We start from the raw sequence: 20,949 nt of genomic DNA on the forward strand, positions 1-20,949 counted from the left end.
CCTAGCCAGCCCTGAGGCTCCCTCGGGACTACTTCTTGAGGGAGCCCAGGTACTGGATCACGGCGGCGCGCTGTTCGGCGTCCGGCGCGCCCAGCAGCATCTTTGTGCCGGGCACCGTCTTGCCCGGCGCCTTGATGAAGGCGTCCAGCTGGTCGGGGGTCCAGGTGATGTTCGAGGTTTTCAGCGCATTGCTGTAGGCGTAGCCGGGAGCCGTGCCCGCCTTGCGGCCGGCCACCCCGGCCAGCGGCGGCCCCATCTTGCCGGGCGCCGGCTGGAGCGAATGGCAGACCGAGCAGCGCTGCTCGAACACGGCCTGCCCCGTGGGCGGAGCCGCGACGGCGCTGGTGGCGAGGGCGCTCAGGGCCGCGGCAAGCATAAGCGGAAACTTCATTCGGTGGACTCCGTCTAAATCTTTGCGTCGCCTCTAGAGGCCCAATAGGCGTCGATTGCGGCCGGCGTCGGGCGCGCTGCCGGCGAAGTCGTCGAACGCCTTGTCCGTCACCCGGATGATGTGGTCGCGGATGAACGGCGCGCCCTCGCGGGCTCCCTGCTCGGGATGCTTCAGGGCGCACTCCCACTCCAGCACCGCCCAGCCGGCATAGTCGTACTGGGCCAGCTTGGAGAAGATCGCCTTGAAGTCCACCTGGCCGTCGCCCAGCGAGCGGAAGCGGCCCGGCCGCTCCAGCCAGCCCTGGTAGCCGCCATAGACGCCGGACCGGGCCGACGGCCGGAACTCGGCGTCCTTGACGTGGAAGGCTTTGATCCGTTCGTGATAGCGATCGACGTAGCCCAGATAGTCCAGCTGCTGCAGCACGAAGTGGCTGGGGTCGTAGAGGATGTTGGCGCGCGGGTGGCCGCCCACCTCGTCCAGGAAGCGCTCGAAGGTGGCCCCGTCGTGCAGGTCCTCGCCCGGATGGATCTCGTAACAGACGTTGACTCCCTCGTCTTCGAAGGCGTCCAGGATCGGCTTCCAGCGTCGGCCCAGCTCTGCGAAGGCCTCCTCGATCAGGCCCGCCGGCCGCTGCGGCCAGGGATAGAAGTACGGCCAGGCCAGGGCGCCGGAGAAGGTGGCGTGGGCGTTCAGACCCAAGCGTCGGCTGGCGACCGCGGCGGCCTTCAGTTGCCCCACTGCCCAGGCTTGGCGCTCCTTGGGCTTGCCGCGCAGTTCGGGCGGCGCGAAGCCGTCGAACAGCTCGTCATAGGCCGGGTGCACCGCGACCAGCTGGCCCTGCAGGTGGGTCGACAGCTCGGTGATCACCAGGCCGTGGCTGGCCAGCAGGCCGGCGATGTCGTCGCAATAGGTCTGGCTTTCCGCGGCCAGCGCCAGGTCGAAGAACGAGTCCGCCCCGCCGGTCGGCATCTGCACGCCGACATAGCCGAGGTCGGCGACCCAGGCGGCCATGGTCTCAAGCTTATTGAACGGCGGCTCGGCGCCGATGAACTGGGCCAGGAAGATGCCGGGCCCCTTGAGCGTCTTCATCGCCCCTCTCCCTCTTGCTTGACCGCGTCCAGAGCCACCCAACCGGCGTCGGCGCGGCTGGCGGCCACGGCGCGCTCGACGAAGGCCATGCCGCGCACGCCCTCGGCGATGTCGGGCACCAGCCGGCCGTCGCCGCTTCCGGCGATCGCGTCGGCGAAGTCGCGATAGATGTTGGCGAAGGCCTCGATGAAGCCCTCGGGATGGCCGGTCGGCAGCCGCGTGACCGCCCGGGCGCTGGCGCCGAGATAGGCCGAGCCGGCGTGCAGCACCTGGCTGGGCCCGTCCAGCCAGTCCAGGACCAATTCGTTGGGGCGTTCATGCGACCAGGTCAGGCCGCCCGTCTCCCCATAGACGCTGATCTTCAGGCCGTTGCGCGCGCCCGCCGAGATCTGCGAGGCGATCAGCACGCCGCGTGCGCCGCCCTCGAACCGCAGCAGCACGTTGCAGTCGTCATCCAGGTTTCGGCCGGGCACCACGGTGGCGACGTCGGCGCACAGGCGCTCGACCCGGCTACCGGTGATGAACTCGGCGATGTTGAAGGCGTGGACGCCGATGTCGCCGATGCAGCCGCCGACACCGGACTGGGCCGGATCCGAACGCCAGCTGGCCTGCTTGTTGTCCTCGCGCTCCAGCGGCCGCGACAGCCAGCCTTGCGAATATTCGACCACGACCTTGCGCACCGCGCCCAGGTCGCTCCGCGCCACGATCTCGCGCGCCTCGCGGACCATCGGATAGCCGGTGTAGGTGTAGGTCAGGCCATAGCGCTTGCCGGACGCCGCGACGATCTCGGCCAGGTCCAGGGCCTGGGCCAGGTTCAGGGTCGCCGGCTTGTCGCTGATCACGTGCAGGCCGCCCTTCAGGGCGGCGGCGGCGACGTCGAAGTGCAGGTGGTTGGGCGTCACGACGGCGACCAGATCGACGCCGTCGGCCCGGGCGCGCTCGGCGGCGATCAGCGCATGGTGATCGGGATAAACCCGGTCGCGCGCCACGCCCCAGCCGTCGGCCGCCGTTGCGTTCTTGGCCGGATCGCGGCTGAACACCCCGGCCACCAGCCGGATGCGGCCGTCCAGCTCGGCGGCCATGCGGTGCACCGGCCCGATGAACGAGCCAGGACCGCCGCCGACCATGGCCAGCCGCAAAGGCGCCCGTCCGCTCATCAGGCCGTCACTTTCGCCAGGTAGTCGAAGCTGATCTTGGCCGACTCCAGCCGGCTGTGGGCGAACGGCGGCTCCTGCTCGACATAGAAGCCGCGCACCCCGGCCTCATAGGCGGCGGGCAGCAGCCTGGGCCACGGGATCATGCCGGCGCCGACCTCGGTCGGGTCCTGCTGCAGGACGAAGTTGGGCTTGGTGCTGGCCTTGATGTCCTTGACGTGCATCTGGGTGAAGCGGTGCGGATGCGCCTTCAGCAGGGCGAACGGATCCTGGCCGGCGGCCGTGACCCAGCCGACGTCCATCTCGAAGGTGACGAGGTTCGGATCCGTGCCCTTCAGCAGGATCTCCATGCCGGTCGTCTCCCTTAGCGGGGCGAACTCGAAATTGTGGTTGTGGTAGCCGCTGACGATGCCGGCCTTCTTCAGGACGGCCGCCTTCTCGTTCAGGAAGTCGGCGTTCCACTTCCAGTCGTCGGCGGTCATCTGCGCGCCCGCCTGGCGCAGGTCGGCGCCGCCCAGACGGTCGGGAATATAGAGGATCGGCATGATCGCCGCCTTCACGCCGATCACGTGCAGCTCGTCGGCCAGCTTGGCCAGATCGCCGCTGAAGCTGGGGCCGCTGGCGCCCTTGGGCGGGATGTGGGCGCTGGGGCAGACCAGGCCGGCCTTGTCGAAGGCGGCCCGCAGCTCGGCCGGGGTGCGGCCCAGATAGCCGGCCAGCTCCACCGACTTGAAGCCGATCTTGGCCACCGTGGCGAGCTGGGCGTCCAGGTCCTTCTGCAGGTCCGGACCCAGGGTGTAGAGCTGGATGCCGACCGGCAGGTCGCGGCGTTGGAAGAACGGCTTTTCCGCCGCGTTGGCGAGCCCGCCATAGGCCGCGCCCAAGGCGGCCGCGCCGGCGGCGAGCAGGCCACGCCGCGAAAGATCGACGGCCGAGGCCCGGGGGTCGCAAGCTGTTGAGCGCACGTGGCTTTCCTTGTTCTGGAGGAGCATGGCTAGGGCTGGGCCGGGCTGGCGGCCGCCAGCGGTGTGTCGTCGTCCGCCTCGGCGACCGGAGCCCGGGTCGGCGGCTTGAAGAACAGGGCCAGCAGCAGCACGGCCACCAGGGCCATGCCGGTGGGGACCAGGAACAGGCTGGTATAGTCGACGCTCGCCACCCCGTCGGCGCCGGCGTGGCTCAGGCGGCTGACCAGGGTCGGGAACAGGAAGCTGGCCACCACGTTGCCGACGCCCAGGATCAGCAGGTTGAACAGCCCCTGGGCGCTGGAGCGGACGTCCTTGGGGAACACCGCGTCGACGAAGATGTACACCGTGGCGAAGAAGAAGGCGTAGCAGATCCCGTGCAGCAGTTGCACGGCCACGATCACGGGGATGCTGTCGGCGAAGAAGGCGAAGACCGCGAAGCGCGCGGCGTGACCCAGGACGCCGATGATCATGGTGATCTTCCAGCCCAGCCGCGCCAGCACGCGGCCTAGCAGGAACATGGTCAGGATCTCGGCCACCTGGCCCAGGCTCAGCACCACCATGCTGAGATTGCCGGCGATCCCGACCCGGTTGGTCAGGAAGGCGTCGGCCATCACGAAGTAGCCGTTGTGGATCACCGAATCGATGAAGGTGACGAGGAACAGCACCAGCACGAACGGCGCGGCCAGCAGCTTCAAGGCGCGGCGCCAGGCCAGGTTGTCGATCCCCGGTGCGTCCTTGCGGGCCGGCGTGTGCGGCAGGGTCAGGGCGTAGCCGGCGAAGACGAACGACAGGATCGCCGCGACCAGGAAGATCCACCGCACCTGTTCGGCGCCGGCGTGGGCGCCCAGCAGGAAGACGAAGGGCCAGCTGACCAGCACCCAGCCGACCGTCCCGCCCATCCGCACCGCGCCGAAGTCCGCCGCCGGGTCGCGCAGATTGGCGAAGGCGATGGAATTGGTCACCGACAGGGTCGGCACATAGACCAGGCTGAAGATCAGGTAGCAGGCAAAGAACGGCCAGAAGCTGGTCGAGAGCGCCGTTCCCACCAGGGCCAGGCCGCCGATCAGGTGGCTGATCGCCAGGAAGCGCTCGGCGGCGAAATTGCGGTCGGCGAACTGGTTGGAGAAGAAGATGCCGACCACCGCGGCCACGCCCCACGAGCTGCCGACCAGCGACTGCTGCCAGGGCGCGAAGCCCAGCATGCCCATGTAGGGGAAGATCTTCGGCGCCCAGGCGCCCCAGATCGCCAGCTGAAGCACCATCATCAGGAAGAGCCGCAAGCTCGTCTTCATGGTTCCTGGCCTCCCCGACCAGCTTGGCGGCTTGAATTCGACCCGTTTGGGCCGCTCCGCGCTCATGTAATCGAAATCATCGATAACAGGGGTCCGTCAAGGCGGCAACTGTCCAGTCGCTTGGCCAAGCCGGGAGCTGCGCCTTGCCAAGGGCCTGGCTTGTCGCCAGTGTCGCGCCGATGGCCACCATTCAAGATGTCGCTCTGGACGCAGGAGTCTCGACCGCGACGGTTTCGCGGGTTTTCAGCGCGCCCGAACTGGTGCTGGAGACGACTCGCAAGAAGGTGATGGAGGCGGTCACCCGCCTCGGCTACGAGCCCAACTTCGCGGCCAAGAGCCTGCGGACCCTGCGGACCGAGAAGATCCTGGTCACCGTGCCGGACATCTGCAACCCGTTCTTCTCGCAGGTGATCCGCGGCGTCGAGGAAGCGGCGCTGGCGGCCGGCTATTCCGTGCTGCTGGGCGACACCCGCCACGAAGAGGCGCGCGAGGAGCAGTACGCGGCGATGTTCCGGCGCAAGGAGGCCGACGGCCTGATCTTCCTGGGCCATCGCCTGCCCGACGTCCTGGCCGAAATGGTCGCCGCCAAGGGGCCGCGCACCCCGATCGTCAACGGCTGCGAGTTCCGCCCTGGTCTGGCGGTGTCCAGCGCCCACATCGACAACGAAGGCGCGGCGGCGGAGGTCATGGAGCACCTCTACGCGCTGGGCCACACCCGGATCGGGGTGGTGACCGGTCCGCTGGTCAGCCCGATCAGCGGCGACCGCCTGGCCGGCGTGCTCGCGGCCGCCCAGCAGCGGGGCCGGGCCAGCGCGCTGCGCATGGCCATCGGCGACTTCTCGATCGAATCGGGCCTGCGCCAGGCCGGCGATCTGCTGGACCAGCCGAGTCCGCCCACCGCCATCTTCTGCTTCAGCGACGAGATGGCGATGGGCGCGATCGAGGCCATCCGCCGGCGCGGCCTGAGCTGTCCGCGCGACGTGTCGCTGGTCGGCTTCGACGACATCCGCTTCGCGCAATATCTCGATCCGCAGCTGACCACCGTCAGCCAGCCCATGGAGCAGATCGGCCACGAGGTGGTCCGGCTGCTGCTGGACATCCTGGCCGACCGCGCCAGCAGCCTGCAGAACGTCACCCTGCCCCACCGCCTGATCGTGCGGTCGAGCACGGGGCCGCCCTCGAGCTAGGGCTTTGGCGGCAGCTCGCGAACCCAGATGTTGCGGAAACTGATCGGCGCGCTGGGGTCGCCGTGGGCCTGCAGCTTGATCGGCGCCGAGGCGAAGGGCCGGGACGGCGGCTTGCCGATATAGACCGTCTCGCCCGCGAACGCGGCGTTGTCCTGCACCAGCACGCCGTTGTGCAGCACGGTCACGGTGGCTGGCGAGACCAGCGCCCCGTCGGGGCCGAACACCGGCGCCCGCCAGACCACGTCATAGACCTGCCACTCGCCCGGCTTGCGTCCGGCGTTCACCAGCGGCGGATGCTGCTTGTAGAGGCTGGCGGCCTGGCCGTTCACATAGGTCGGGTTCTGGTAGGGATCGAGGACCTGCAGCTCGTAGCCGCTATCGCCAGGGCCGGTGGAGGCCAGGAAGAGGCCGCTGTTGCCCCGGGCCTGGCCCGAACCCGCGATGTCGGCCGGGATCCGCCACTCCAGGTGCAGCTGGTAGTCCCGAAAGCTTCGCCGAGTCTCGATGTTGCCGCGGGTCTTGTCGACCGTCAGCACCCCGTCCGCCACCTTCCAGGCGGCCGGCGACTTGTCCTGGGTCGCGACCCATTCCTTCAGGTCGCCGCCGTCGAACAGCACGATGGCGTCGGACGGCGCGCCGCCGGCCTCCTTGGCCGGAGTGACCACCGCGGGTACAGGCTTCCAGACCTCGGTGTCCTCGGGCTTTGCTTGGGCCTGGACCTGGGCCATGGCGGGCGAACCGGCCAGCGGCCCGCCAAGGCCCAAGATCACGGCGGTGAGGATGAGAGGCTTAGGCGTCATTTCCGTTCGTCGCTCCACGGCAAAAGGCGCCGACACCATAGACGCCTCGACCGAGTCCGCCAGAGCCCGTCCCCCACCTTCCAGCGCCCCGCGCGTGGTAAGCCAAGCCTCACGGTCGCGCGTAGCGGTAGCGGCGACGCAACAGCATCGATTCGCCCCAGCCATGGCAGAGCTTGGCCATTGCGCTGCGATCGAGACCATGTTCGTGGATCGACTTCCTCATAATCGGGCGCCGGGCGTAAAAACGTGCCTTCCGCGCAGCAACTTGCGCCTCGATTTTCGCCGACAACGTTGTCATTGAAAACATTGGGCTTTTCCCACCAGTTCGTGACGCTATGGTGCGCGCCAAGGCGAGCGACAGTCTCGCCAGGCTTGCAGCAGGACGAAACATGCGGAACCAAGGGCTGGGCGCCAACGCGCCCTCGACGAAACACGCGCGTCTATTGGCCTGGGTCGACGAGGTCGCCGCCCTGACCAAGCCGAAGGCCGTTCACTGGTGCGACGGCTCCGAGGCGGAATGGGCCGCCCTGACCGACGAACTGGTCGCCGCCGGCACGCTCAGGCGCCTCGACCCCGCCCTCCGCCCCAACTCGTTCCACGCCGCCTCCGACCCGCGCGACGTCGCCCGCGTCGAGAGCCGCACCTTCATCTGCTCGCAGGACCCGGCCGACGCCGGCCCGACCAACAACTGGCGCGATCCGGTCGAGATGCGTGGGCTGCTGACCGGTCTGTTCGACGGCTGCATGCAGGGCCGCACGATGTATGTCGTGCCCTTCTCGATGGGTCCCGTCGGCTCGCCGATCAGCGCCCTGGGGGTCGAGATCACCGACAGCGCCTATGTCGCCGTCTCGATGCGGGTGATGACCCGGATGGGCCAGGCGGCGCTGGACGCCCTGAGCGATGACGGCTTCTTCGTGCCGGCCCTGCACACCCTGGGCGCGCCGCTCGTCGACGGCCAAGCGGACGTGGCCTGGCCGTGCAACGACGACAAGTACATCGTCCACTTCCCCGAAAGCCGCGAGATCTGGTCCTACGGCTCGGGCTACGGCGGCAACGCCCTGCTGGGCAAGAAGTGCTACGCCCTCCGCATCGCCTCGGTGATGGCCCGCGACGAAGGCTGGCTGGCCGAGCACATGCTGATCCTCAAGCTGACCTCGCCGGCCGGCAAGGTCCGCTACGTGGCCGCCGCCTTCCCCAGCGCCTGCGGCAAGACCAACATGGCCATGCTGCAGCCCACCCTGCCCGGCTGGAAGGCCGAGACGATCGGCGACGACATCTGCTGGATGCGCTTCGGCCCCGACGGCCGCCTGTACGCGATCAATCCCGAAGCCGGCTTCTTCGGCGTGGCGCCGGGCACCGGCGTCAAGACCAACCGCAACGCCGTCGACACCCTGCATGGCAACTGCATCTACACCAACGTGGCCCTCACCGCCGACGGCGACGTCTGGTGGGAAGGCCTGACCGAACACCCGCCGGAGAGCCTGACCGACTGGAAGGGTCGGCCGTGGACGCCCGCCCTGGGCGAGCCTGCCGCCCATCCCAACGCCCGCTTCGCCGTCCCCGCTGGCCAGTGCCCGGTGATCGCCGACGAATGGGAGGATCCGGCCGGCGTACCGATCTCGGCCATCCTGTTCGGCGGCCGCCGGGCCTCGGCCGTGCCCCTGGTCACCGAGGCCTTCGACTGGGAGCATGGCGTGTTCCTGGCCTCCAACGTCGCCTCGGAAGGCACCGCCGCGGCCGAGAACAGCATCGGCGAGCTGCGCCGCGATCCGTTCGCCATGCTGCCGTTCTGCGGCTACAACATGGGCGACTACTTCGGTCACTGGCTGAAGGTCGGGGCCGGCGCCGATCCGGCCAAGCTGCCGCGCATCTATTTCGTCAACTGGTTCCGCAAGGACGAGCGCGGCAGGTTCGTCTGGCCGGGCTATGGCGAGAACAGCCGCGTGCTCAAGTGGATCGTCGACCGCCTGGAGGGCGAGGCCGAGGCCGTCGACAGCCCGATCGGCCGCCTGCCCGCCCGCGATAGCCTGGACCTGACCGGCCTGGACCTGACAGAGGCGCAGCTGGACCTGCTGCTGACTGTCGATCCGGAGATCTGGCGGGCCGAAGCCGCCCTGATCCCCGACGCCTACGCCCGGTTCGGCGATCGCCTGCCTCCCGCCCTGTGGGCCCAGCTGGACGCCCTGGGCGAACGGCTGGCCCGCCAGGCGCATCCCGCCCAGGTGCTGGAGCAGGCCTGATCGCCAGACTGTCAGCCCCTTTTCAAGACACAGGCGCCAGCCGGCGCATGGAGACCGAATGCACGTCGCTATGGAAAAGCCCGCCCGCAAGTTCGTGGTCGGAAACTGGAAGATGCACGGCAGCCTGGCCGCCCTGCCGGTCCTCGGGGCCATCGACGCGGCGGCGCGCGAGACGCCCGCCGTGGATGTGGGCCTGGCGGTCCCCGCGACCCTGATCACCGCCGCCTGGCAGGCCGCCAACGCCATCCATGTCGGAGCCCAGGACATCCATGCGGCCGACAAGGGCGCCCATACCGGCTGCCTGTCGGCGCCGATGGTCAAGGACGCCGGGGCCGCCTTCACGATCGTCGGCCACAGCGAGTGCCGGGCGGGCCGCCGCGAGACCGACGCCGAGGTGCGCGGCAAGGCCGAGGCCGCGCGGCGCCACGGCCTGTCGGTGATCCTCTGCGTGGGCGAGCCGCTGGAGGTCCGCGAGGCGGGCCAGGCCGAGGCGGTGGTCCGCGCCCAGCTGGAAAACTGCCTGCCCACCGACGCCGACGGCGCGTGGCTGTCGGTGGCTTACGAGCCGATCTGGGCGATCGGCACGGGCCGCTCGGCCACCGGCGACGACATCGCCGCCATGCACGCTGTGCTGCGCGAGACCTGCCGCGGCGCCCTGGGCCCGGCCGGCGACCGGGTCCGGCTGCTGTACGGCGGCTCGGTGACTCCGGCCAACGCCGCCGAGATCCTGGCGACGCCGAACGTCGACGGCGTGCTGGTGGGCGGCGCCAGCCTGACGGCCGAGACCTTCCTGCCGATCATCGCCCACGCCTGAAGCGGGCTCGCCTCACGGGAGGGCCGGCCCGGCCGCCGGCGACGATCACGCGCGCGTCGGCGCGGACCGGAAAGCGGCGGCCACGGCCTCGCGCAGCGGCTTGGATCGGTAGTTGTCGTCATAGAGCGTCGGGCGCTGGGGCGCGCCGTCCTTGCGCGGCGTGAAGCCCTGCAGCCAGGAATATTTGTCGACCATGCCCCAGGCCAGCACCTCCTTGGTCTGGCGATAGTCCAGCATCAGGTCGAGATAGGCCTTGGCGACCGAGGCCGTCGCCGCGTCGCGGACGCCGACGTCGGCCGGCAGGTCGCGGTCGTTGACGTCGAACTCGGTGATCAGCAGGTCGTAGCCCATGCCGGTCGCCTCGTCGATGAAGGCGCGCCAGGCCTTTTCCTGGGGCTGGCCCAGGCTGCCGGGCGCGGCCGGGTCTTCGGTGCCGAGGTGGCTCTGCACGCCCAGGGCGTCGACCGGGGTCCCGCGCTTGCGGAAGCCTTCCAGCAGTTTCAGCACCCCGGCGCGGTGCGCCTCGTTGCCGGCCTCCCAGCCCATGTAGTCGTTATAGACCAGCCGGGCCTTGGGCGCGGCGGCGCGGGCGGCGTGGAAGGCGACGTCCAGGGTCTGGTCCTGGCCCATGGCGTCGGAGAAGACGGTGCGGCGGATCGAGCCGTCCTTAGGATCGACCGTCTCGTTGACCACGTCCCAGGAGTCGATCTGCGGATAGTGCGCCACGACCTTGTCGATGTGATCGACCAGCAAGGCCTTGGCGTTCTTGGCGGCGACCGAACCCGCGCCGAAGTCGTAGGCCGTGAGCCAGGCCGGGAACCACTTGGGATGGTGCCACAACAGGGTATGGCCGCGCAGGGCGATGTCGTGGGCCTTGGCGAAGGCGGCGATCCGGTCGGCCCGCTCGAAGGCGAAGGTCTTGGCGTCGGGCCGCAGGACGTACCACTTCAGCTCGTTCTCGGGGACCAGCACCCCGCATTCGTCGATCAGGACCTGGCAATAGCGGGGATCCTCGAACGCGCCCGTCAGCGAGCCGGCCGGGCCCGCCCCGACCGCGCTGCCGAACCGGACGCCCTTGGCCCGGGCCAGGGCGGCGAGCGACGGCCCGTTGAAGCGCTCGGCCGCCTGGGCCAGGCCGCAAACCGCGCCGGCGGCCGCCGCGGCGACGCCGGCGCCCATGAAGCCGCGCCTGGAAAACGGTGAAAGGCGGAACGTCACGGTCAAGTTCTCTCAAGAACGCCGCGCGACGTCGGGAACGTTGCGCGGCGAGTTTTTGGGGTAGAAGCCCTCGCCCGCGGACGGCCGAAGGGTATGCGCCCTGGGCGGCCCGACCGGACAAGGTCCGGCCGGGTCGCCCAAGGATCTAGAAGCTGGCGCGCAGCACGAATGTGTAGCGCCGGTCGTTCATGAACCACGACCGTCCAGCCTTGAGCAGATCGTTGTTCAGGACCTGGGTGGTCTTGGTGACCTCGTTGGTCAGGTTCACGCCCTGCACGCCGATCTTCACCTTCGGATTGAGGGTGTAGAAGATCGAGCCGTCCAGCTGGCCGGTGGCCTCGTTCATAATCGGCGCGTAGGGCACGATCACGTCGCGGACCGTCAGCAGGAAGTCCGAGCGCCAGTTGTAGGCCAGACGGGCCGAGATCGGGCCCTTCTCGTAGATGGCCGCGAAGTTGGCGTTGTGCTTGGACAGGCCCTGCAGCGGCAGCAGCGCGGTGTTGACTGTCGAGACGCGGCCGGCGGCCACGTCGGGGTCGGTGGCCGACAGCGTGCTTTGCGGCACGCCCTTGCTGTCGATGTAGCTGTAGTTGGCGTTGATGCCGAACCCGTCCAGCGGCTTGGGCAGGAAGTCGTAGAACTGCTGGTAGGCGACCTCGAAGCCCTTCACGTGGGCCTTCTGCTCGGAATTGCCGGGCGTGGTCACCACCACGTTGAAGGTCGCGCCGTTGTTGGTGAACGGGATGCGGGCGGTGGTGTTGGTGGCGACGTCCTTCAGTTCCTTCCAGAACAGGGCGAAGGTCAGCGAGCCCACCGGCGCGAAGTACCATTCCACCGAACCGTCGACGTTCAAGGCCTGGGTCGGCTTCAGATACGGGTTGCCGACGGTGACGTTACCGCTGAGGCTGTCGGCCGTGATCGGGTTGGAGATGCCCGTATCCGTCGTGTCCAGCTTGACGTCGTAATAGTTGCGGGTCAGGCCGACTTCCGGCGGCGTGATGGTCTTGGACGCGGCGAAGCGCAGCTGCAGCTTGTTCGGCAGGGCGACCTTCACATTGATGCTGGGCAGCCAGTACTCGAACTTGGCGTGGGCCGTATTGGCGGTCGTGGAGCCGTTGGCGAACAGCCGCGACGCGGCCCGGGTCTGCGCCGGAAGCGAGCAGAAGTCGGACGGCGCGAACGCGGGCTTCGGCTCGGGCAGGGCCGTCCATTTGGCCAGGGCGTCGGCGCACGACTCGTCGCTTGGCGGGACGGAGCTCGGGAACACCAGGTAGCCGGACGCCACGCGCTTGGTCTCGGTATATCGCAGGCCGACATTGCCGGTGACCCGCACGTCGCCGTCGAAGTCATGCTTGAAGCGCAGCATGCCATAGGCCGACTTGGTCTTTTCGTTGATCGGGTTGATCTCGCCCGGCAGGAACGGCGTGCCGGCCACGACGCCGCAGCGCTGGGCCAGCGGCACCCAGTTCTGCGGGCAGTTGTTGACGAGACGGGCCCGCCATTCGTCACCGACATTGAGGGCGAAAGCCGACATCGCCGCGTAGTCCTTGGCGGCGTTGCCATTGTAGAACGGCCGAGCGTCCAGGCCGGTCGGGACCGGAACCTGGCCGCGCATGAAGTCGGTGAACGGATAGAGTTCGGTGTGGCTCGCGCTGGTCGAACCGCCGGGGGTGGTCGGAGAGCCGTTGATCGGATCGTCGAACCACACGGGTCCGCCGCCGCCCCAGATCTCGCTCAACGCGCCCCAGTTATAGGTCGAGAACCGCGTGGTCTGGTCGCGCTCGGCCCAGCGCACGCCGACGCGCGCGGAGTCCAGCCAGCTGTTCTCGGCGAAGCGGTAGTCGACGTCGATCTTGGCGGCGTCTTCCTTGCCCTCGCTCTGCTCGATGTGGTCCATCGCCGAGCGCCAGAAGCTGTTGTACGGGTCCTGGAAGCTGTTGTGCGTCCCGGTGAAGTAGGTCGAGCAGCTTCCGCTGGGCGGCGAACAGGCGGGGATCGACGCGCCGCTGGCCGGCGGAATGAACGTGAACACCGGCATGTCCGAGCCGTTGAGCTTCAGGTCCAGGTTCTGGAAGGCCGAGCCCCAGATGCCGACGTCCAGGTTGTCGACCGTCGAGTCGACGTGCTGGTAGTCGAAGGCCGCGCTCCAGCGGTCGTTGGGCGTCCACTTGAAATTGAAGCCGTAGTCCGAGGTGACGTAGGTCTGCTCGACGCTGCGGCTGATGTTGTTGCTCTGCAGGCCGAAGCTGGGCGTGCGCGGATCGGTGGGGCTGTTCTGGTCGTCGCGCCAGCCCTGCGTGCCGGTGATGATCCCGTTGGTGAAGATGCCGTCGCTGTCGACGCCGAAGGTGGTGCCGTCGATCGGACGGGAGTCGCCGTTCGAGGTCACGTTATCAGTGGCGATCTCCATCGCGTGCTCGGTCCAGGACTGCGTCGATTCCGAGCGCAGGTACTGGAAGGTCGCCAGCATGGTGTCGTCGTTGCTGCGCCACTGGCCGGCCGCCGCGTAGCCGGTGCGGTCGCGCTCGGTCTCGGTGCTGCGGAAGGCCGCGCCGCGCGGGAACCACACGCCCTTGCCGCCCTGCGGGCAGGTCACGGCTTGCGGGTTGGCGGTCTGGGCGCTGGTGAAGCCGGTGCGGCAGCCGAAGTTCGACACCTGGGTGCCGTCGGCGCGGGTGAACAGCTTGGAATCGACCGCGCTCAGCAGCAGGCCGAACGTACCGGCCTCGGTGTCCCATTGGTCACTGTAGAGGGCCGTGAAGGTCGGGGCCCACTTCTTGGCGAAGTCGCCGTAGCTGGCTTCGGCGGAGAGCGAGAGCAGGCGCTTGGCGCTGTCGAACGGCAGGCGGGTGCGCAGGTTCACCGTGCCCGAGATGCCGCCCTCGATCATGTCGGCCGAGGGACTCTTGAACACGTCCACCCCGCCCATCAGTTCGGACGGCACGTCCGCGAAGCTGAGGGCGCGGCCGTTGTTGGCCGAGAAGGTGTCGCGGCCGTTCAGCTCGGAACGCACGAAGTTCAGGCCGCGCACGACCACGCCGCTGCCTTCGGTCGAGAAGTGGTCCGGGTCGACGCCGGCGGCGAAGCGGTTGATGGCCACGCCCGGGATGCGCTGCAGCGCCTCGGTCACCGAGCGGTCCGGCAGGGCGCCGATGTCCTCGGCGGTGATCGAGTCGCCGATGATCTCGGAGCTTTGCTTCAGCTGCTGCGAGCTCTTCAGGCTCTGGCGGATGCTGGTGACGACCACCTCGTCGACCGTCGCCGCATCGTCGGTCGGCTTGGTCTGAGCGAAAGCCGGCGCCGCGACCAGCATGGCCCCCAACGCCAGGGCCGAAGCCCCATACCTGAGTTTTGAAGTCGAAACCGCACCTGCGCGTGCGACCGCCCGTTGGACGTGGTCCATTTTGTTTGCCTCCCCAGTTGTTCTTCATGGCAGCTCGTTACCGCTACCATTGGCCTATTGCGTGGGCCATTGTGGTGGAATGATATGGCAAAGCCAGCCAGCGTCAAGGTAGCGCTACCTCACCCTCCCGGAAAGAAAGCAGACCCAACGAACCTTCTGATTTGTCGTAACAATTGAAAGGCGGCTGGACCGTCGCCCAAATACGGATAACACCGTTCCGAAATTCAGGAGACAACGTCGTCCGACAAATCCATCTGGACCTCCCGATCCCGGTAGGTCCAGGAGATGACCGCCCATAGAAGGCGGGGTATGATCGCGGCAGGGGGAACGCATGACGGATCGGGCCGTCCGGAACATTCTAATCGTCGGCGGCGGCACCGCCGGCTGGATGACGGCCGCGGCCCTGTCGGCCAAGCTGGCCGGCTTGCCAATCGCCATCCGCCTGGTCGAATCGGCCGAGATCGGCACGGTCGGCGTCGGCGAGGCGACCGTCCCGCACATCCGCCACTTCAACGCCGCCCTGGGCCTCGACGAGGCCGATTTCATGCGCAAGACCCAGGCGACCTACAAGCTGGGCATCGAGTTTCGCGGCTGGGGCAAGCCGGGCGACAGCTACATCCACCCGTTTGGGGCCTACGGCGCGGCGATCGCCGGCGTGGGCTTCCACCATCACTGGCTACGGGCCCGCCTGGGCGGCGACGCCACGCCGCTGGAGGCCTATTCCCTGCCCGTCATGGCCGCGCGCCAGGGACGCTTCGCCCCGCCCTCCCCCGATCCGCGCGCCCTGGCCTCGACCTATGCCTACGCCTACCAGTTCGACGCCGGGCTCTACGCGGCCTATCTGCGCGCCTACGCCGAGGCGCGCGGCGTGGTCCGCACCGAAGGCAAGGTGGCCGACGTCGCGCTGCGCGGCGGGGACGGCTTCATCGAGGCGGTCACGATGGAGAGCGGCGAGCGAATCGAAGCCGACCTGTTCATCGACTGCTCGGGCTTTCGCGGCCTGCTGATCGAACAGGCGCTGAAGGCCGGCTACGAGGACTGGACCCGCTGGCTGCCCTGCGACCGGGCCGCCGCCGTCCCCTGCGACACGGTCGAGGTCTCGACGCCCTATACGCGCTGCACGGCCGACACGGCCGGCTGGCGCTGGCGCATCCCGCTGCAGCATCGCGTCGGCAACGGCTACGTCTATTCCAGCGCCCACATCAGCGACGACGACGCCGCGGCCGCCCTGCTGGCCGGGCTGGAGGGCAAGGCCCAGGCCGAGCCGCGCTTCCTGCGGTTCGTCGCCGGCCATCGCAAGAAGCAGTGGAGCCGCAACTGCGTGGCCGTGGGCCTGGCCAGCGGCTTCCTGGAACCGCTGGAAAGCACCAGCATCCACCTGATCCAGGTGGCGATCACCACCCTGCTGGAACTGTTCCCGGACCGGGGCTGCGACCAGGCCGACCAGGACGAGTACAACCGCGTGATGACCCTGGAGTTCGAGCGCATCCGCGACTTTCTGGTCCTGCACTACCACGCCAACCAGCGGACCGGCTCGCCGTTCTGGGACGACCGCCGCAACCTGCCCATCCCCGACAGCCTGGCCTACAAGATGGACCTGTTCCGCGATCGCGGGGTGGTGGTGAAATACAAGGACGGCTTCTTCCTCGAGCCCAGCTGGCTGGCGGTCTATCTGGGCCAGAACATCGTGCCGCGAGCCTATGACCCGGTCAGCGACAGCGTGCCCGACGCCGTCCTGGCGCAGAGGCTGAAGGCGATCCGCGATTCCATTGCCGAGACGGTGCGGGCCATGCCGAGCCATGACGACTGGATCGCTCGGTTCTGCGCCGCCGGCCCCCCAAGCGGCTTCGGGGCGGCGGCTCAGGCCATGACGGCATGAGCCGCGCGCCCCTGACCAGCGTCGCCGTCCTGGGCGGCGGCGTCGCCGGCTGGATGACCGCCGCCGCCCTGGCGCGGGTCCTGCCCGCCGCCTGCGCGATCCGGGTGGTCGAGACCGCCGACGCCGCGCCCTGCGGAGCCCTGTCCACCCTGCCCGCCCTGCGCGGCTTCCATGGTCTGCTGGGCTTGGACGAGGCCGCCCTGATGCGAACCGCGCGCGGGACCTTCAAGCTGGGCGCGCGATACGGCGGCTGGACGGACCAGGACCCGGACCGGGACCATGTCGAAGGCTTCAGCGACGCCGGCGCCAATCTGGACGGCGTGGCGTTCCACCATCATTGGCTGCGGGCCGCTCGACGCGGCGAGGCCGGACGCTACGAGGACTACAGCCTGGCCGCCGTGGCCGGGCGCATGGGCCGGTTCGCCCCGCCCAGCGAAGACCCCCGGTCGGTGTTGTCGACCCTGTCCTACGGCCTGCACCTGGACGCCGCCGGCTATGTCGCGGCCCTGCGCGCGACGGCGCCCCGTGTGGCGACGCGGGCCGGCGAGATCGCCGACGTCGTCCTGGCCGACAACGGCGCCATCGCGGCCGTGGTCCTGGCCGACGGCGAACGAGTCGTCGCCGACCTGTTCGTCGACGCCACGCCGGACGGCCGCCTGATCGGCGCGACGCCCGGGGCGGCGTGGATCGACGAATCGGCCGCCCTGGCCTGCGACCGCCTGGCCCTGCGCGAGGTCGCGCCCCGCGCCGATCCGCCGCCGCTGACCGAGTTCGAAGCGATCCCGGAAGGGTGGCTGAGACGGGTCCCCCTGCGCGGCGGCGACGCGGTGACCCTGGCCTACGCCAGCGGTCTCACCGACGACGAGGCGGCCCGCGACATCCTGGGCGGCGAAGCGACGATCGTTCCCTTGCGCAACGGCCGGCGCCAGCGGGCCTGGTCGGGCAACTGCCTGGCCGTCGGCCCGGCGGCGGTCCAGCTGGAGCCGCTGAACGGCGACGACGCCCAGGCGATCCAGAGCGGCGTCGGCCGGCTGATCGCCCTGCTGCCCGCCGCCGACGGCTCGCCCCTGGCGGCGACCGAATACAACCGCCTGATGGCCGAGACGTTCGACCGGGCCCGCGACATGGCCGTCCTGCGCTACGTCGTCGCCACGCGGACCGACGCTCTGTGGACCCAGGCGCGGCAGGCCGAACCCTCGGCGACCCTGGCCTACAAGCAGGCCCAGTTCGAAAGCCGTGGGCGCGTGGTGCTGTACGACGAGGAGACCTTCGTCGAAGGCGCCTGGGTCGGGGCGTTCCTCGGTCACGGGATCACGCCCCGGCGTCATGACCGGCTGGCCGACCGCCTGCCCGCCGACCAGGCCGAGGCCACCCTGGCCAGGCTGCGCGGGATGATCCGCCAGGCCGCCCAGGCCATGCCGCCGCACGCCGAAGCGCTGAAAGACCAACCATGACCGATGCTGCGCTCCGCCCAGACCCGATCCGGAAAGTGCTGGTCTTGGGCGGCGGCACGGCCGGCTGGATGACGGCGGCGGCCCTGTCCAAGGTGCTGGGCGGCCAGGTCGAGGTGACGCTGGTCGAGTCCGAGCAGATCGGCACGGTCGGGGTCGGCGAGGCCACGATCCCGCCGATCCTGACCTTCAACGCCATGCTGGGGATCGACGAGCGCGACTTCATGCGGGCCACGCGGGCGACCTTCAAGCTGGGCATCGAGTTCCGCGACTGGACCCGCCTGGGCGACCGTTACATCCATCCGTTCGGGACCTTCGGCCTGGATATCGAGGCCATCAAGTTCCACCAGGTCTGGCGCAAGGTGCAGGGCCAGGTGGGGCCGATCGAGAACTTCAACCTGGCGGCCGTCGCCGCTCGCCAAAACCGCTTCGCCCTGCCCGACCCCGATCCGGCCAAGGTGCTATCCAGCCTGAAATACGCCTTCCACTTCGACGCCGGCCTCTACGCCAGGTTCCTGCGCGGCTTCGCCGAGGCGCGGGGCGCGAGGCGGATCGAGGGCAAGGTGGCCGACGTCGCCCTGCGCGGCGAGGACGGCTTCATCCAGTCGGTCACCCTGGAGGACGGCCGCGTCTTCGAGGCCGACCTGTTCATCGACTGCACGGGCTTTCGCGCCCTGCTGATCGGCCAGGCCCTGGGCGGGCGCTATATCGACTGGGGCCATTGGCTGCCCAACGACCGGGCCGTGGCCATTCCCTGCGACACCGGCGGTGACGGCCTGACGCCCTATACTCGCGCCACCGCCGACAAGGCCGGATGGCGCTGGCGCATCCCGCTGCAGCACCGCACCGGCAACGGCTATGTCTATTCCAGCGCCCATATCGGCGACGACGAGGCTCTGGCCGCCCTGACGGCGGGGCTGGACGGACCAGCCCGGGCCGACCCGAATGTCCTGCGCTTCCAGGCCGGTCGCCGCGATCGGGCGTGGATCAAGAATTGCGTCGCCATCGGCCTGTCGTCGGGCTTCCTGGAGCCGCTGGAAAGCACCAGCATCCACCTGATCCAGGCGGCGATCACCAAGCTCCTGGCCCTGTTCCCGGACAAGGGCTTCGATCCGCTGGAGATCGACGAATACAACCGCCTGATCGCCCAGCAGGTTGAGCTGGTCCGCGACTTCATCATCCTGCACTTCAAGGCCACGGAGCGGTCGGACACCGCCTATTGGAACGATCTTCGGACCATGGAGATTCCCGACAGCCTGCAGCGCAAGATCGACCTGTTCGCCGGGCGCGGGCGTTTGTTCCAGTCCGACTACGACCTGTTCGCCGAGGCCAGCTGGATCGCCGTGCTGCTGGGTCAGGGGATCGTGCCGCGCCAGTACGACGCCCTGGTCGACAGCCTGCCGGAAGCCGCCCTTGTCCAGCGCCTGCGACGGCTGTCGGCCCTGATCGGCCAGACCGCCCAGGCCATGCCCGACCACGCCGCCTTCATCACCCGCTATTGCGCTGCCGGAGTCCCCGCATGACCGACCAACGCCTACGCAAGATCGTCATCGTCGGCGGCGGCACCGCCGGCTGGATGACGGCCGCGGCGCTGGGCCGGTTCCTGAAGGACGGCCACACCGAGGTGACCCTGGTGGAGTCCGAAGAGATCGGCACGATCGGCGTGGGCGAATCCACGATCCCGCAGATCAACATCTTCAACCGCATGCTGGGCCTGGACGAGAACGAGTTCGTCCGCCGCACCATGGCGACCTTCAAGCTTGCCATCGACTTCGTTGACTGGAAAGAGATCGGCCATCGCTACTACCACCCGTTCGGCCCCTACGGCCTGGACATGGAGGGGGTCTCGTTCCACGCCTACTGGCTGCGGCTGCAGGCGATGGGCCAGGCCGCCGACCTGACCGAATATTCGCTGCAGGCCCTGGCCTCGGCCCAGAGCAAGTTCATGCGGGCCAACGGCCAGCGCAATTCGCCGCTGGGCACGCTGTCCCACGCCTACCACATCGATGCGGCGCTCTACGCCCGGATGCTGCGCGACTACGCCGAGGCGCGGGCCGTCCGGCGCCAGGAAGGCCGGATCGTCCAGGTCCACCAGCGGGCCGAGGACGGCTTCGTCGAGGCGGTGACCCTGGAGAGCGGCCAGCGGGTCGAGGGCGACCTGTTCATCGACTGCTCGGGCTTTCGCGGCCTGCTGATCGAGCAGACCCTGAAGACCGGCTTCGAGGACTGGTCCCACTGGCTGCTTAACGACCGGGCCGTGGCCGTGCCGTGCGAACTGGGCGGCTCGCGCCAGCCGGTGACCCGCGCCACCGCCCGCCCGGCCGGCTGGCAGTGGCGCATCCCGCTGCAGCACCGCCTGGGCAACGGCTACGCCTTTTCCAGCCAGCACATCAGCGAGGACGAGGCGACCGCCGACCTGCTGGCCGGCCTGGACGGCGCCCCGCTGCGCGACCCGTTCACCCTGCGCTTCACGGCCGGGCGGCGAAAGAAGAGCTGGAACAAGAACGTCGTGGCCATCGGCCTGTCGGCCGGCTTCATGGAGCCGCTGGAGAGCCAGAGCATCCACCTGATCCAGGTGGGCATATCGCGCCTGCTGGCCATGTTCCCCGACAAGCGGTTCGAGACCCCCGACATCGACCGCTACAACCGCGTGATGCGGTTCGAGTACGAGACGATCCGCGACTTTCTGATCCTGCACTTCCACGCCACCCGACGCAGCGACACCCCCTACTGGGATTATCTGCGGGAGATGCCGATCCCGGATTACCTGGCCGACAAGATCGCGGTGTTCAAAAGCCACGGCCGGGTGTTCCGCGAGAACGAGGAACTGTTCACCGACACCAGCTGGTTCGCGGTGATGGTCGGCCAGGGCCTGGAGCCGCGCGGCCACGACCCGATGGCCGACGTGATGTCCGACGACGAGCTGCGCGCCCGGATGGCCAACATCCACGCCGTGATCGCCAAGGCGGCCCAGGTCATGCCCGACCACATGCGGTTCATCGCCGACAACTGCGCGGCGGTTTAATGTTCGGCGGCTTTCAGCCCTCGACCGGGGACAGGTGCATG

Annotated in this window: 15 protein-coding genes; 7 read left to right on the forward strand and 8 right to left on the reverse strand. The window is 69.0% G+C overall.

What is annotated here, in order from left to right:
* Positions 1-28 precede the first annotated feature (28 nt).
* Genes ACSQ2G_RS01225 through ACSQ2G_RS01245 form a run of 5 tightly spaced genes read right to left on the reverse strand, consistent with a single transcriptional unit; the run spans position 29 to position 4,891 of the window.
* On the reverse strand, positions 29-391 hold the full coding sequence (locus ACSQ2G_RS01225) for a c-type cytochrome (protein ID WP_028037757.1): 363 nt from the start codon (positions 389-391) through the stop codon (positions 29-31).
* A gap of 33 nt (positions 392-424) precedes the next feature.
* A complete protein-coding gene (locus ACSQ2G_RS01230; RefSeq protein WP_436027612.1) occupies positions 425-1,480 on the reverse strand; it encodes a sugar phosphate isomerase/epimerase family protein in 1,056 nt (351 codons plus the stop codon).
* Complete coding sequence (locus ACSQ2G_RS01235) at positions 1,477-2,637, reverse strand: Gfo/Idh/MocA family protein (RefSeq protein ID WP_436027614.1); 1,161 nt, start codon at positions 2,635-2,637, stop codon at positions 1,477-1,479. The genes ACSQ2G_RS01230 and ACSQ2G_RS01235 overlap by 4 nt, the downstream gene beginning before the upstream one ends.
* On the reverse strand, positions 2,637-3,626 hold the full coding sequence (locus tag ACSQ2G_RS01240; protein WP_436027616.1) for a sugar phosphate isomerase/epimerase family protein: 990 nt from the start codon (positions 3,624-3,626) through the stop codon (positions 2,637-2,639). The genes ACSQ2G_RS01235 and ACSQ2G_RS01240 overlap by 1 nt, the downstream gene beginning before the upstream one ends.
* A gap of 2 nt (positions 3,627-3,628) precedes the next feature.
* Entirely contained in the window at positions 3,629-4,891 is a 1,263-nt protein-coding gene (locus tag ACSQ2G_RS01245) for an MFS transporter (RefSeq protein WP_436027618.1), read from the reverse strand.
* A gap of 179 nt (positions 4,892-5,070) precedes the next feature.
* Here ACSQ2G_RS01245 and ACSQ2G_RS01250 point away from each other — a divergent pair, with 179 nt between their 5' ends.
* Positions 5,071-6,078 carry a LacI family DNA-binding transcriptional regulator gene (locus ACSQ2G_RS01250; protein ID WP_436027620.1) on the forward strand — a complete coding sequence of 336 codons (1,008 nt, stop codon included), beginning with the start codon at positions 5,071-5,073 and terminating at the stop codon, positions 6,076-6,078.
* Here the strand turns inward: ACSQ2G_RS01250 and ACSQ2G_RS01255 are convergent.
* Positions 6,075-6,806, reverse strand: coding sequence for a 3-keto-disaccharide hydrolase (locus ACSQ2G_RS01255; protein ID WP_436028900.1), 732 nt, complete (start codon positions 6,804-6,806; stop codon positions 6,075-6,077). The two genes, ACSQ2G_RS01250 and ACSQ2G_RS01255, sit on opposite strands and share 4 nt — an antisense overlap.
* A gap of 461 nt (positions 6,807-7,267) precedes the next feature.
* Between ACSQ2G_RS01255 and ACSQ2G_RS01260 the strand changes: the two genes are divergently transcribed.
* Together ACSQ2G_RS01260 and tpiA are read left to right on the forward strand one after the other, a co-directional pair.
* Positions 7,268-9,118 (forward strand): phosphoenolpyruvate carboxykinase (GTP), encoded by a 1,851-nt coding sequence (locus ACSQ2G_RS01260; protein ID WP_436027621.1) that lies wholly within the window; start codon positions 7,268-7,270, stop codon positions 9,116-9,118.
* A 58-nt stretch (positions 9,119-9,176) separates the two neighbouring features.
* Positions 9,177-9,932: a triose-phosphate isomerase gene (gene tpiA, locus ACSQ2G_RS01265; protein ID WP_436027622.1), complete on the forward strand. Its 756-nt coding sequence runs from the start codon at positions 9,177-9,179 to the stop codon at positions 9,930-9,932.
* Positions 9,933-9,977: 45 nt separating this feature from the next.
* Here tpiA and ACSQ2G_RS01270 read toward each other — a convergent pair whose 3' ends face one another.
* Positions 9,978-11,111: an endo-1,4-beta-xylanase gene (locus ACSQ2G_RS01270; protein WP_436027623.1), complete on the reverse strand. Its 1,134-nt coding sequence runs from the start codon at positions 11,109-11,111 to the stop codon at positions 9,978-9,980.
* A gap of 184 nt (positions 11,112-11,295) precedes the next feature.
* Positions 11,296-14,463: a TonB-dependent receptor gene (locus tag ACSQ2G_RS01275; RefSeq protein ID WP_436027625.1), complete on the reverse strand. Its 3,168-nt coding sequence runs from the start codon at positions 14,461-14,463 to the stop codon at positions 11,296-11,298.
* A gap of 421 nt (positions 14,464-14,884) precedes the next feature.
* On the opposite strand from ACSQ2G_RS01275, the gene ACSQ2G_RS01280 reads away from it, so the two are divergent.
* From ACSQ2G_RS01280 to ACSQ2G_RS01295, 4 genes are read left to right on the forward strand one after another with little or no spacing between them, the layout of a single operon-like run.
* A complete protein-coding gene (locus tag ACSQ2G_RS01280; protein ID WP_436027627.1) occupies positions 14,885-16,432 on the forward strand; it encodes a tryptophan halogenase family protein in 1,548 nt (515 codons plus the stop codon).
* Positions 16,429-17,886, forward strand: a complete 1,458-nt coding sequence (locus tag ACSQ2G_RS01285; RefSeq protein WP_436027629.1) for a tryptophan halogenase family protein — start codon at positions 16,429-16,431, stop codon at positions 17,884-17,886. The genes ACSQ2G_RS01280 and ACSQ2G_RS01285 overlap by 4 nt, the downstream gene beginning before the upstream one ends.
* The gene (locus tag ACSQ2G_RS01290; RefSeq protein ID WP_436027631.1) at positions 17,883-19,406 is read left to right on the forward strand and encodes a tryptophan halogenase family protein; all 1,524 of its coding nucleotides are present in this window, start codon (positions 17,883-17,885) and stop codon (positions 19,404-19,406) included. Before ACSQ2G_RS01285 ends, ACSQ2G_RS01290 begins: the two co-directional genes overlap by 4 nt.
* On the forward strand, positions 19,403-20,908 hold the full coding sequence (locus tag ACSQ2G_RS01295) for a tryptophan halogenase family protein (RefSeq protein WP_436027633.1): 1,506 nt from the start codon (positions 19,403-19,405) through the stop codon (positions 20,906-20,908). Before ACSQ2G_RS01290 ends, ACSQ2G_RS01295 begins: the two co-directional genes overlap by 4 nt.
* Positions 20,909-20,949 lie beyond the last annotated feature (41 nt).

This window comes from Caulobacter sp. LjRoot300 (assembly GCF_964253875.1).
GTDB lineage: Bacteria > Pseudomonadota > Alphaproteobacteria > Caulobacterales > Caulobacteraceae > Caulobacter.